This is a genomic window from Pseudonocardia tropica, from assembly GCF_040105315.1.
Lineage (GTDB): Bacteria > Actinomycetota > Actinomycetes > Mycobacteriales > Pseudonocardiaceae > Pseudonocardia > Pseudonocardia alni.
Window position 1 is genome coordinate 166682 of record NZ_JBEDNP010000004.1, and the last position, 13619, is coordinate 180300.

General features: G+C 72.2%; 5 protein-coding genes. All 5 read right to left on the minus strand.

The genetic code is table 11. The features are described from left to right. Positions 1 to 126: 126 nt before the first annotated feature. The 5 genes from WHI96_RS08685 to pglX are packed head-to-tail and all read right to left on the minus strand — an operon-like array spanning position 127 to position 13604. Positions 127 to 2226, minus strand: coding sequence for a DEAD/DEAH box helicase (locus WHI96_RS08685; RefSeq protein ID WP_345652411.1), 2100 nt, complete (start codon positions 2224 to 2226; stop codon positions 127 to 129). Continuing rightward, on the minus strand, positions 2223 to 3554 hold the full coding sequence (gene brxD, locus WHI96_RS08690; RefSeq protein WP_345652910.1) for a BREX system ATP-binding protein BrxD: 1332 nt from the start codon (positions 3552 to 3554) through the stop codon (positions 2223 to 2225). The genes WHI96_RS08685 and brxD overlap by 4 nt, the downstream gene beginning before the upstream one ends. Continuing rightward, positions 3548 to 6274, minus strand: a complete 2727-nt coding sequence (pglZ, locus tag WHI96_RS08695; protein ID WP_345652408.1) for a BREX-2 system phosphatase PglZ — start codon at positions 6272 to 6274, stop codon at positions 3548 to 3550. The genes brxD and pglZ overlap by 7 nt, the downstream gene beginning before the upstream one ends. After that, positions 6271 to 10014: a DUF6079 family protein gene (locus tag WHI96_RS08700; protein ID WP_345652405.1), complete on the minus strand. Its 3744-nt coding sequence runs from the start codon at positions 10012 to 10014 to the stop codon at positions 6271 to 6273. The genes pglZ and WHI96_RS08700 overlap by 4 nt, the downstream gene beginning before the upstream one ends. After that, on the minus strand, positions 10011 to 13604 hold the full coding sequence (pglX, locus tag WHI96_RS08705; RefSeq protein WP_345652403.1) for a BREX-2 system adenine-specific DNA-methyltransferase PglX: 3594 nt from the start codon (positions 13602 to 13604) through the stop codon (positions 10011 to 10013). The genes WHI96_RS08700 and pglX overlap by 4 nt, the downstream gene beginning before the upstream one ends. Between the last annotated feature and the right edge of the window lie 15 nt (positions 13605 to 13619).

Genomic DNA, 13619 nt, shown 5'->3' on the forward strand with positions numbered 1-13619 from the left:
CGGACCTCATTGTTCTAGCGTCGTCGGCTCATGCACTCGTCGGGCGACGGCGCCGTGCGTCGTCGCCCCTCGGTGGATCTCATCCTCGGTCAGCGGGAACCGCGATCTCCCCGACGCCCAGGTGCGTCAGCGGTCATCCACCTGCGCGAAACGCACAGACTCCGCCAGGACGCTCGTCGCACCACCGAGGTCGGCCAGCCGAGCAGCGAGCGTGGCCACGGCGAGCCTGTGGGGAAGCGCGTCGGAGAACTTCAGCCCGTCCAGCGCACGATCGTCGACCTCCGGCAGGCACAGTCGCTCGCCGGCGTCCGCGGTTCCGGCCGCCCAGTGTTCGCGGGTGAGGTCACTGCGGATGCGGATGGAGACATCGTTGACCCGCTGGGTTCCGTCCACGAGTGAGGACAGGGTCGAGGCGAGCGTGGCGTTCGCGCGGAATCCCGCCCAGGTCCACCACCGGAGATCCGTACCTTCGCGGACCACGAGTGTGCCGCCGGGATGGACGGTGTGACGTTCGGCGTCGCGGGCCTCGGCGAGGACCGTCGTGGCCCGCGCCGTTATGCGCACCGGCGGATCCTCGCCGAGAAGGACATCACGCACAGAACGGGTCAGGGCGAAGCTCGCGCCGCCCAGCCCACCGGTGCTCCAGCGCGCTCGGCCGCCGCGCTCATCGGCCTCGACGAAGCAGCGCTGTCGTGCCCAGTCGATCCAGCTGACCTTCCAGCTGCGGCCTGCCAGGAGGATCAGCCGCGGGCCCTCGACGTGGTCGGTGAGCAGCGAAGGGTCGAGCAGCCCGATCTCGCGGCGGCCCTCGAACACCCGGAACTGGGGCGGTGCGGTGAACACTGCGGTCATCCCCATGAAGTGCCGGCGCCCGTACCGCTTCTCCGCGGCCGGCCCGATGCCCATCAGCTCGCCGTCCCGGTCCACGAATCCTTCCTCGAGCAGATGGTCGAGGATCGGCCGGGAACCGTGGTCGAACGGGTGCAGGCCATTCCAGGCGTCGAGCGCGAGCTCGGTCCCTACGGAGTTCTGCTGCAGGCAGAGCGCGAGGAGTTGCTGGGCGACGATGTGCCGTGGCTCGGGCGGTGCGGTGACGGGTTCGACGTAGCCGGTCCCCCACAGCCGTAGCAGGCCGGCCGCCCACAGCAGTGACTTCTTGTCGAGGGCCAGGAACAGGCAGTTCCGGACCGTGCCGGGACGCCGTCCGGTGCGGCCGAGCCGCTGCAGGAAAGACGCGACCGTGCGCGGTGCGTTGATCTGAACGACCCGGTCGAGGTCGCCGACGTCGATGCCGAGCTCCAGTGTGGACGTCGCGACGATCACACAGTCGCGGGCGTCGGCGAACGCGGCCTCGGCCTGGCGCCGCTCGTCCACCGACAGCGACGCGTGGGAGAGGAACGTCGTCACTCCGCGTTCGCGCAGCGCGGTGCCGAGCTTCTCGACCAGCGCTCGGCTGTCGCAGAACACCAGCCGCTTCTCACCGCGGTGCAGCGCCGCGAGGACGGTCGCGGCGTTGTCGACCGAGCCGACGTAGTCCAGCTCGATGTCGGCCTCGGCGGCCGGGCCGCCGATCTGCGGTGCCACCACGGTCGACGTGCGGGTGCCGCGTCCGGAGCCCTGCAACCACTCCAGCAGCTCGGCCGGGTTGCCGACGGTCGCTGACAGCCCGATCCGCTGCAGGGGACGGCCGCACACACCGGTCAGCCGTTCCAGGACGGCGAGGAGGTGCCAGCCGCGGTCGTCGCCGGCGAAGGCGTGCACCTCGTCGACGACGACGGCTCGCAGCCCGGCGAAGAACCGCTCGTGGTCGACGCGGTTGCCGACCAGCATGGCTTCCAGCGACTCGGGCGTGGTGAGCAGGACGTCCGGCTGGTCGGTCAGGATCCGCTGCCGCGCGGACGGTGTGACGTCGCCGTGCCAGAGCTCGACGCGGCGGCCGAGCCAGCCGCCGTAGGCCTGCAGGCGCGGCAGCAGGTTGTTGAGCAATGCCTTGAGCGGGCAGACGTAGAGCACCGAGGTGCCGGTCCAGCGCTGCTGTTCCATGGCGGTGAGCAGCGGGAACATCGCGGCCTCGGTCTTGCCGCCCGCGGTGGGGGCGAGCAGCACGGCGTCGTCGCCGCGCAGGACCGGCTCGATGGCGTCGGACTGCAGCGGCCGCAGGTTGCGCCAGCCGAGGGTGTTGACGACGTGATAGGCCAGTCCGGGTGCCAGGCGGTCGACACTCACGGGAGGTCCAGGGCGACGTCTCCAGCGCTCCCGGGCCGGGCCGCGTTGCGCTCGACGTCGGTCATCTCGCCCGTGCTCAGCGTCAGTGCGTAGTGCCGGCGCGGGTCGAAGTCGGTGTGCTCGTCGACCCGGTCGAGGACGTCCTGCACCAGCTTGCGCAGGTAGAGCCGGGGCGCGATGCCCACCTTTCCGCCGAGCTCGCCGGTGAGGGCCCGGGCGAGCTCGTCGAGATAGCCGTCATCCACCGTGGACCGGAGGCGGTCGGGGTGACGCGCCGCCCCTGCGTACAGCTCGCGGACGGCGCGGCCGAGCTCGGAGAGCCGGTCCAGGTCGAACCCGGTGAGTCGGAGCTGAACGGCCCGCGGGGAGTCGAACCGTGGATCGGTGGCGAGGTCGGTGGCGAGACGCTGGTCGAGGGGTGGCAGCCGCTTCACACCCTGCTGCCCGTCGAAGAACGCGGGGGTACCGGTGATGATGAGGAAGAGGCCGGGGAATCGTCCGGAGTCGATCTCGTCGAGGAGCTGGCGCAGCGCGTTGAGGCCCTTCTCCCGCACGTCCCCCCGGACCCGCTGCAGGGTCTCGATCTCGTCAAGCACCACGAAGAGACCGGGGTGGCCGGAGTCGCGGAGCACGCTGAGCAGCCCCTGTAGGAAGCCGAGTGCGCCGAAGTGGTCGAGGTCGCCGCGGACCCCGGCAGCGCGGCGGGCCGACGCCGCGACGGACTTCTGGCCTCCCAGCCAGGCGATGAGCGCCTCGGCGGTGGCGATGTCGCCGGCCTGCTGGGCCTGCCGGTACCCGCGGATCGCCGCGGCGAACGCCGGGGTGGTCCGGGCGACGGCGGCGAGCCGCTGCTCCATGAGGCCGTCGACGGCCGAGGCCAGGCCGGCTGCGTCGGACTCGTCGACCTCGCCGGCGTCGAGTACCTCCTCCTCGAGGGTGTAGAGCCAGGAGTCGATCACCGCGCGGAGCGCCGAGGGTGGGTGTGTGCTGGTCGTGAGCCGCTCGGTCAGGCGCCGGTAGACGGTCTCCAGCTTGTGCAGCGGCGTCTCGGTCTCCGAGATCTGGATCTCCGAGGTGGCGAGGCCGGCGCGCTTGGCCCGCTCGGCGAGCCATCGGGCGAAGAACGTCTTGCCCGAGCCGTAGTCGCCGCGCACGGCGTGGAAGGCGGCTCCGCCGCGGGCGGCGGTGGAGATGTCGTCGTCCATGGCGTCGGCGAACCGGTCGAGGCCGACGGCGAGCAGATCCAGACCGGAGGCGGGAACGGTGCCACGGCGCAGTGCGTCGATGACGTCGCGGCGACGGGCCTCGCTGACCGGGCCGGTCACGATCCGCCCAGCCCGAACTGCAGGTACAGCATGTCGATGTCGAGCCGTGCGGTGCGGCCGTCGAAGACGATCACCGGATACCCCTCCACGTTGAGCAGCCGCTGCAAGTGGGCGAGGACGATGCCGGGGTCGCGGCCGGCGCGACCCAATCGGGCCACCGCAGCGGTACCGGTCAGCTCCCCCCCGGCTGCGACCAGGGCGTCGATCAGGTCGGCGACCTGTACCGGTTCGGGCGCCCGGCGCACGGACGCGTGCTGGGCGGTGAAGCGGGACGACGCGATGACGCGACGCCCGACGGTCCTCGTCGGCGGCGGCGCCGGCGGTACAGGAGTCACGGCGGCGGGGACCGGCATGTCGTCGAGCGTCGGCTGGGTGTCCTCGACGACCTTCGCGGGCTTGCGCTTCCTCGCCGGCGGCGCAGGGACCGAGGTGGGGGGTGACGCTGTCGGGCGCCCGTTCCACCAGTCCGGTCGCGTGCTCTCCGCGGGGAGCACCGCGTATCCCATCGGAACGGGCCGGTCCCCGGCCGGGACGAACACCAGCACGGGGACGGTCATCTCGGCCAGCGAGGCGCCACCGTGATATCCGGCGCGCCGGTTCGTGTACCGGATCGACTCGTCCCACGGCACCACGACCCGACCGTCGCCCTCCAACACGCGCGGTCCGCGCAACTCGATCTCGCCCTCCCCGGGGGTGCCGGTGCGCCATCGCGCCGACGGGGCCGCCGCGCCGTCGCCGCCCTTCTCCGACGCGGTGGAACGTTCCAGGACGTGGCCGTGATCGGAGACGACGACGACGGGGCGGCCGTAGCTGCGGGCCGCGTCGAGCAGGTCGGGCAGGTAGGTGATGTCGGCCAGCCGCCAGCCGGTGCGGTCGCCCTCCCGGCCGTGGTCGAGAGCGTCGTCGACGGTGTTGAGCACGACACCGACCACCGTCGCCGGATCGGCGAGTGCTTCGACGAGCTGTTCGGAGAGCCGTCGTCCGGCGGCTCCGGCAATGTCGGACTTGTGGAGCAGAACGGCGCCGCGCCGGTGTCGGTTCCAGAGCGCGGTGAACCCGTCGCGCTCCGCGTTCCGGTCACCGGTCCGGGCCCGCCCGGCGAGCAGGCTGGTACGTGAGGCGCGGGTGACCGACGGGACGACGGCGACGGCGGCCTCGCGCCCCGCGTCGTCGCGACTGATCTCGGTCCAGCCCCGGTCGAGGATCTGCTCCCCCAGCTCGGCGGCGACGGCGGCGCTCATCCCGTCCACCACGATCACCAGTGGGGCGTCGTTCTCGGTGAGCAGCGGCGCGACGACCTCGTCGAGGACCGACTCGACGAGCAGAGCGCCGCCGGGCGCAGCCGCGGCGGCGTGTTCGGTCCAGGACCGCAGGCGAGTGGCGAAGCGCTGGTCCTGCCGGTCCCGCCGGACGCGGGCGGCGTCGTGGATGCGTCCGAACGCGTGGCCGACGGCCGCGCCGGCCGACACCTCCCCCGCCCAGACAGCGGTCAGCGCGCGGTCGACCCAGCCACCGATGCGCAGATGTGCGGCGACGGCGTGGGCGACCGGACCGGGCTCGGTGGGCTCGGGTAGCGCGAGCCAGCGCATCAGGCGGACCGCCATCTCGGCGGCCGCGACCCGTTCGGGGAGCAGCCGCGCGATCCGGTGTTCGCGCAGCCGGTCGAGCGCGCCGAGGGCGGCGGGTACACCGGTGTCGTCCGGCTGCGGGGTGAGTGCCGCGGCGACGGCGGCGAGCCGGCCCCGGAACCCGGAGGGCAGGAACGGGTGGTCGTCGGCCTCGATGCCGCGGGCGGTCGCGATGGTGTCGGCCCGGTCGAGGACCTCGCCCACGCGGTCGCGTGCCTCGGCCGCGCCGAGTCCGCCGCCCTCGGCGTGGACGATCCAGCGTTCGAGGGTGCCGAGGACGGCGGTGACGAACGCGTCGCGGCTGCGTTCGTCGCTCACCACGTCGCCGAGCAGGCTGCCCACGGCCATCATGGTCTGCGCCGGGACGTCCGGTTCGTCGATGAGGGAGACGAGAACACCCAGGGGGAGCACGTCGGTGGCCCGGCCGACGCGGACGAGGCGGGTGAAGAGTCCGGCGAACGGGCCGACGGTCTCGCCGAGCCAGCGGGCGAGACCGTCCTGCTCGGCCGGCGGCAGCGCGACGAACCGGTCCGGTCCCGTGGTGCGCGACCACTCCAGCAGCGTCCCGGCGTCGGGGGCGGCGTCGTCGAGTCCGAACCGGACGGCGACGAGGGCGCGGACCGCGGCGGCGTAGGTGAGCACCGGCCCGGTGCGGGACCAGCCGTCGGGTGGCTCCGCGGTGAGCAGGGCGTCGAGCAGCCACGGCTCACGCCGCACACGCGGCTCGACCTCGCCGGCGCCGAAACGCTGGGCGACGATCTCGGCCCGGTCGACGGTCAGGGTGCGCTGCCGCAGGGCGTGGCCCCGCACGTCCCAGCCGAGGACGTTGTCCGGCACCCCGGTGGTCACCACGAGGACCGACGTGTCGTCGCCGGAGTCGCGATGCTGCTGCCACGCGTCGAGCACGCCCAGGACGGAGTGTTCGTCGGCGACGGTGACCGTGCGGATGGTGTCGCCGACGTCGACGGTGAACGATGCCCGCGCGGCCGGGGCGTAGCGACCGTGCACCAGGACCAGGCGTCGGTTCGGGTCGCGCGGCAGGGCGCTGCGCAGCAGCTGGCCGAGGGTCCGGTCGTCGACCTCGGGCGGGGTCACGCGCTGCCCTCCTCGACGACCCGCCAGATGACCTCGTAGCGACGCCGGGGGTGGGCGCCGATCTCGGCGCGCAGGTCGGTGAGGAGCGCGTCGAGCCCGGCGGCGGTCAGCTCGCGTCGCCCGCTGTCGCGTCCCGGCTGCGGAGTCCCTCCGCCCGTCGGCGGTGGGACCGGATCGGCGGGCCCGGGCCGGGGGACGACCGGACCCGGACCGACCGGGTCGGGAACGACCGGTGGCCGCGGCGTGGCCGCCGCGATGATCGCGACGACGTCGTTCGAGGCCTCCCGCAGCACGGGAGCAAGCGCGGTCGTGAACTCCTCGGCGCCGACCGCGCTGCGGAGGCGGGTGGCGAGCTGTTGCGCGCGCTCACCAACCGTCGGGTGCTGCTGCAGGCCGAGCGCCGACCCCAGCAGCGGCCACTGGACGGCAGCCAGTCCGTCGCGCACCGCAGACGCGGAGGCGATCGCGGCCCCCAGTGTCTGGTCCGACACGTCCGGGGCGCCGGCGTTCGCGAGCGCACGGACGAGAGCGGTGGCACCGGCCGTGGCCGACAGCGTCGCGAGCAGGTCCGCAGCCGCGCGGGCCGTGGTGATGCGGGGAGCGTCACGGGGCACGCCGAGATCGTCGGTGTGCCGGACCAGCGCCTCCCAGACCTCGACGGTGCCGCGCTCGGACCGGGCGACCTGCTCCTGCACGCGGGTCGCGAGCAGCGCGACGTTCCGGGCGAACAGCGGCTCCGGAACGGTGACCCCGAACAGGGTCGCGGCCCGGTCGCGGGCGAGCGCGAACTCGGCGGGGTCGGGCAGCTCCTGGGCCCGCAGCGCGTCCCCGGCGCCCATCCGATCCAGGTCGGGAGCGTCGGCCGGTGCGCCGTGCCGGATCCACGCGCGGTCGGCGAGCAGGGCGTAGGTCGCGACGACCAGGTTGGCGACGGGCCGTTCCAGGCCCGGCCCGGCGAGCTCGGCGATCCAGCCGCGCATCGCGTCGACGGGGTAGTCGCCGGTCACCCCGAGCGAGGCCGCGTGCTGTTCGATGCGCTGCTTCCATTCGACGTGCAGGTACAGCGGACCGTCGGCGACCTCGCCGAGGCCGAGGCCGTGCACCACCCGCCGGACCAGTTGCAGGTCCTTGCTCGCGACCTCGGTGCGCCGGTCGCCGGTGGACATCGCTTCGGTGATCCAGCGGTGGACGGTGCGCAGCTCGCCGAGGGTCAGCGCCTTGCGCTTGCCGGCCGGGTCGAAGTCGGGGTGGCGTGGGTAGAGGGTGGCGAACAGTCCGTCGGCGAGGGTCTCGACGTTCTGTGCCAGCGGCGCCCCGCCCGCGAGACGCGGCTGATGGCCGGGGAGCAGCGACAGCGTGCTGACCACGCCGTCGTCGAGGTCGATGCGGACGCTGGTGGTGTCGGCCCTCGCGATCCCGTAGGCCTGGTCGAGGGCGGCGGAGAGCTGGGAGGTGAGGTTGTCGCGCTGGGCCTGCAGCTGGACGCGGACGCGGATGCGGTCGTCGCCGGACAGGTGCGCGGCGAACTCGTCGAGCCGGTTGCTCTCCAGCAGCCAGCTGATCTTGATGAGCCGGCCGAGCTGCGTGGTGCGCTGCTCGGTGAGGAAGTGCGGAATCCAGACGAGCGTCGCCTCCTGGATCCCGCCGCGGCGCAGGTTCTCGACCCGCTGGACGTCGTCGGAGGGGAATCGGCCCGACTCGTCGAAGGGGTAGTCGAACACGAACCGGACCCGGCCGTCGGTGCCGGGCCGGAACTGCGCCTCGGACAGCTCGGTGGCGTCGCGGACGTTGCCGAACACGAACTCGACGGTGCGGCGGGTGCCCCGCCAGACGTGGTCGCGTTCGGACACGAACGCCTGCTGGTCGGGGACACCGAGTGCGGACCACAGCCGGTTCTTGACCCAGATCCGGCGGGCGCCGGCGTTGTCCTGCTCCCCCACCGAGTCCAGGATCGGGTCGAGGTCGAGGTCGGACAGGTGCAGCGCGAAGACGGGGTCCTTGTCGCCCTCGCTGCGCAGCTCACCGAACTCGGCCTGCAGCTCGCGGAGCCGGGTGACGACGAGCTGCCCGGGTTCGGCGGTGCGCGACCGGATCGAGCCGAGGTTGAGCGCGGCGAGGCGGGCGCCGGTGAGCCGGGTCAGTGCGGGGACGTCGCGGGCGAGCGAGGCCAGCAGCATGGTCTTGACGAACCGGTCGGCGGCGACATAGCGGGGGTCGGTGTCGGAGCCGTAGATCCCGAGCAGGTGGGCACGGACGCGGTCGTGGAACCGCTTGCCGGCGTCGGCCTCCTTGCGGAGCGTGGAGCTGAACGCGGCGCCGGTGCCGTCGGTGAGCACGTCCCACAGGTCGCCCAGCGGGATCAGCTGACCGAGCTTCATGTCGCCGCGGCGACGGTGCAGCATCTCCTGGAGAAGCTTGAGGCCGGTCCGTTCCCGTTGCAAGGCACCGGCGAGGACGACGAGCACGTTGAGCAGGGCCGGGGACAGCGGGTAGACCTGCTTGAAGTCGTCCCAGCTCGCCTCGGTGACACCGGTCGCGTCGAGCAGCACGTCGCGGTCACCGGGCCGGCTGGACTCGATGGACGCGAACGCCTCGTCGAGCAGGTGCTCCTTTCCGGCCCGCGGCTTGAGGACGCGTTCGCGGACGATCGCGGGCAGGTTGGAGTCCTCCAGCGACACCACGGAGAACCGCTCGGCGAGGTAGCTGACCTGGGTCTCGAGGTTCTTGACGTCGGCGCCGGTGACGTCCTCGCCAACGAGCTGGGACAGGTCCCGCTGTCGCGAGATGAAGGAGATGATCGGGACGGCGCGGTGGGCGACGCCGGACTCGATGAGCTTGACGAGCTTGGAGACCTGGGTGTCGACGAACTCGCGGTTCGTCATGTGCGCCTGCAGCCACAGGATCAGCTCGTCGAGGAACAGGACGACGCCGTCGTAGCCGAGGGACTTCGCGTGGTCGGTGATGACCGACAGTCCGTCGTCGAGCGGGAGGTAGGCGTCCCTGTCGCCGCGGGTGCCGCGGGCGTAGGCCGACAGCGGCCCGGCGAGCAGCGCGGACTCCAGGGCACGGCGACGCTGGTCGCCCTGCGGGGCCGCGAACGCGGCGTCGAGCGCCGCTGCGTCCCAGCCGCCGCCGTCGGCCTCGCCGATGACGTCGAGGCCGTCGTCGTCCGCGGCGGAGGTGCCTGGGGCGCCGAGCAGCCCGATGAAGGCGTCGTCGCCGAGATTGCTCCGCAGGGTGCGGGCGTCGTCGAGCATGGCGTCGGAGCGGTAGACCGCGGGCGGTGGCGCGTCGGGGTGGCGCTCGGCGACGGTGGCGACGTAGCCGCCGAGCAGCGCCGAGTCGAGGTCGGCGGCGCCGATGAGGTGGTAGGGCACCATCAGGAACCGCTTGTCGCGCAGCCACCCGTCGTGCGGGGCGATGACAGGCTGCAGGCTCGGCTTGTCGCGGGCGGCGGAGTCGCCGTTGAGCACGGCGTGCAGCACGGTGAGGAAGTGGCTCTTGCCGGAGCCGAAGGAGCCGTGCAGGTAGGCGGCGTAGGAGTTGCCGGTGCGGACGCCGCTGCGGACGAGGTCGAGCGCGTCGCCGAAGGCGGTGGCGAGCTGCGGGGTGACGACGTACTCACGGACGCGGTCGGCGGTCTGCTGGGCGGTGAAACCGCCGGTCAGCTCGATCTTGTAGTCACCGGCGTGCACCGACTCGGGCAGGTCGAGTACGTCGCGCAGGTAGGTGTCGGTCACGTGCGGCTCCTCGGTCGGCGTCCGCGGGTGGGGGCCGCGGGGCGCCAGTCGCGCAGGGTCTGCTCGGTCAGCTCGCGGGCGGCGCGCTGCTGGTCGAGGAAGGTCTGGTACTCCTCGGCGGGGGTGCCGTCCCACTCCGGGTCGTACTCGCCGTGCCACTGGTGCACCCACGGCATCAGCTCGGCGAGCCCGGCGAGCAGCGGGACGACCTTCGCGGTGTCCCAGCCGGCCTGGGTGGTCCGGTCGTTGACCAGGTTGACCAGCGCCTGGGCCTGGTCCTTGTGGTCCCAGCCGGCCCAGCCGAGCAGCAGGGTGTCGTCGGCGTCCGGACTCGCGCCGGGGTAGGAGACGAAGCGTTCCTTGGGCACGTCGAGCTTGCCGCGGTGGGTCCAGTAGCTGTTCTTCCGGAAATCGGCGGGCTTGTACTTCGGAGGGACGGCCAGCTTGAGCTCCTTCCCCGTCCGGTCCTCCTCGCGCTGCCCCTCCCAGGTGCGTTCCCACTCGGCGCGCTTCTCCAGCCCGGAGTCCTGGTAACGCAGGGCGGCCAGGTAGGGGACGTGCTCGTCGGCGACGACCTGTTCCAGCACCTGGGCGAGGGTCATGTCCCGGCGGTCGAGGTGGTCGGCGGCATAGAGCGCGGCGACGGCGTGGACGTCGGAATCGGGCGGGAACCGGTCGGCTAGCCGGGCGACGGTCATGGTCCGCGGCTGCTCGATGCCGTCCCGCATCTCGAACCACAGCGCGCGGTCCTCGATCCGGTCGAGCAGCCAGGTCCGCAGGGCGGTGGCCTCCTTCTTCTGCCAGGTGTCGGACGCCCAGCGCCGCTTGCACTCGGGACGCTCGATCAGCGCGAGGTCGCGGCGAGCCTCGATCAGCCCGATCCGGGCCTCGACGACGGCGCGGTACTCGGGCGACCAGTGCGCGGGCAGCTCGGTGATCGGGGTGGAGCGGTGCCGGTCGAACCAGGCGGTCTCCGCCTGACCGGCGGCGACCCGGCGGGCGAGGACGATCTCGAACGCCCGCTCCCCGAGTGCGAGGGGTTCGGGGTCCGGGCTCTGCACGGTCTTCGCCCCGGCGTCGGTGAGCAGGCCGTAGGACCGGTAGACCTCCCAGTCCAGCTCCTCCTGCAGCGCGATCATCCGCTGGCGGATGCGGGAGTGCTCGGCGCGGGCAAGGTCGAGCGTCGACCGGGTGGGGACGTCACGGTCGCACACGGCGGAGGGTTCCTGGGCCGTGAGCTCCTGGGCGAGGGAGTCCAGGCGACGGCCGGGGTCGAGCGGGAGGTCGGCCGGGAGCGGGAAGTCCTGGAGCTTGGTGCCGGTGAACTCGAAGAAGTGCTCCCACGGGTATCGGGCCGTGGATCGCTCTCCACCTCGATTGCCTTTGTCCTGACAGACCTGCTTCAGCCAGAAGCACGCGGTCGACGAGTTGAGCACCCCGATCAGCGCCAGGTGGTCGTCTTCGCTCGCCCCCGCCGGGAGCTTGATCACCGGCGCGGACCGATTGAACACCTTCCCGCCGCGGTCCAGCACGAAGTGGTTGTGCGTGGCGACGAACGCAAAGGTGATCGACAGGGGCGTGCGGTACGCGGACGGCGTGTGCTGCATGTACTCGAACCACGCGAGCCCGGCGTCGGCCATGTCACCCTGGAAGGTTCGTCGTGCCGCCATCAGGGCTCGGTGGGTCCACAACTCCCGTTCCAGGGCGGCCGTGTCCAGCCCGGGCCCGTAGGGGTAGTAGATCGCGTCCTCGGGGTCGGCGGACCAGTCCCGGACCACCTCGCCGATCATCAGCGGTTTGACGACGCAGCCGGTGGGCGCCATCCAGCGGATCGGTCTCATGAACGCCTCGTCGGCGCCGGCGCGGATGCTGCGACCGACCGGCTTCACGATCGCCTCGGCGAGCGGTCGCGTTGCCCGCTCGACGTCGGCGAGGAGCCCGTCCGCACCCCCGCCGCTCAGGGTCCAGGGATGGGTCCGGAACCGTTCCGGTTCGAGGTCGGCGACCGACACCCACTCGGACTCGGTACCCGGCTCGTCGAGCTGGCCGGTGATCGCGGTCCAGACCAACCCGTGCGCGGGGTCCGCCGGCTGGCTCGGCTCGCCGCGGATGCCGAGCACCGTCCGGATCGGAGCCGATGTCCGGCCGTAGTGGTTGCGGCCCACGAGGATCACCGTCGGGGTGCCGTGTCCCGGGATGTAGGCACCGGAGGTGTCGACGACCGCAGTCAGCTGCACCTTCGGGAGGTAGTTCTCGATCAGCTTCTTCCCGAACTCGCGCTTCATGAACGAGTTCGCGGTGATCTGCCCGACTATTCCGGAGCCGCGACTCCCCTCGGCACCGTCCGTGCGGACCGCGAGGCGGAACAAGCGCTGGGCGAACGGCACCGACAGCGCGAAGGTCCCGGCGCAGGCGTCGTAGTTGCTGCGGTAGAGCCGGTTCTCGCGCTCGTCCTTGACCGTGATGTAGGGCGGGTTCGCGACGACGACGTGGTAGGAACCCTTGTCCAGCAGGTCGCAGGACTGCACGTAGTCGAAGACGTCCTCGGTCGAGTAGGTGTGCGGTCGCCCCTCGTCGAGCAGGTCGCCCTGCTCACCGATCATGTCCCGTCCGTGGGCGAGGGAGTCGCCCACCGCGACGTCGATCGGGAACTCCCCCGCCCGATCGAGCCGGTTCACCTCAGCGGCGTCGAGGGCTGCCACGAGCAGCCGGAACCGCGCGACCGACACCGCGAACGGGTTCTTGTCGCATCCGTGCACCGATGCCATGGATCGCCGGATCAGCTCCCAGTCGTCGGTCCCGGGCTCCTTCTTGCGCCAGGCGGCGAGGATCCGTCGGAACAGCCCCAGCAGGAAGTGCCCGGACCCGCAGGCCGGGTCGATCGTCCGCAACCCGGCGAGCCCGAACTCCTCGATCGCCGGGTCGAGGGTCAGATCGAGGATGAACTCCTCGACGAACTCCGGGGTCTGCAGCAGCGCATAGGTCTTCCGCGCCGCTTCCGACAGGTCCTGGTAGAGGTCGCCGAGGAACCGGGTGTCCCAGCCGGTGAGGTCGTAGCGGATCGCGGTGCCGCTGTCGTCGCGCCGGCGCCAGAAGCCGATGAGATCGTTCGCGGCCTCGTAGGAGATCGTGATGTCCCACAGCGGGTTGTGGGCGGGGTCGAACAGCCCGGCGACGGTGGGGTGGGCGTCAGCGAGGTGCCGGAACGCCGCCTCCAGCCAGTCCCGGTTGTTCAGGGTCGGGTTGGCCGCGGTGAACGCGCCCTGCGCCTCCTCGGCGTCGGCGACCTGGTCCAGCGGTCCGGCCAGGAAACGCCGGTCGATCAGCCCGTTGTCCTCGCAGTAGCGCACGAACACCGTGCTCAGCACCCACGCGGCGGCGGCCTGGGTGACCCGGCCGCCGAGCCACTCGGGATAACCGGCTGCGGTGCGTTCCGCGGAACGCGCGGCGTCGTACTCGCCGCGCAGCCGGACGGCGATCTCGTCGTCGTCGCGGGCGCGGGTGGTGAGGTCCTTCTCCAGGTCCAGAGCCAGCCTGCGGAGATCCTTGACCAGAGCCGTGATCGTCGCCGTCGATTCGGTACTCGTCATCGTGCCGTTCCCGTG

What these genes read in the sequence shown, in the direction of transcription:
- pglX (WP_345652403.1), bottom strand. Translation starts at nt 13,604, where the DNA reads ATGACGAGTACCGAATCGACGGCGACGATCACGGCTCTGGTCAAGGAT.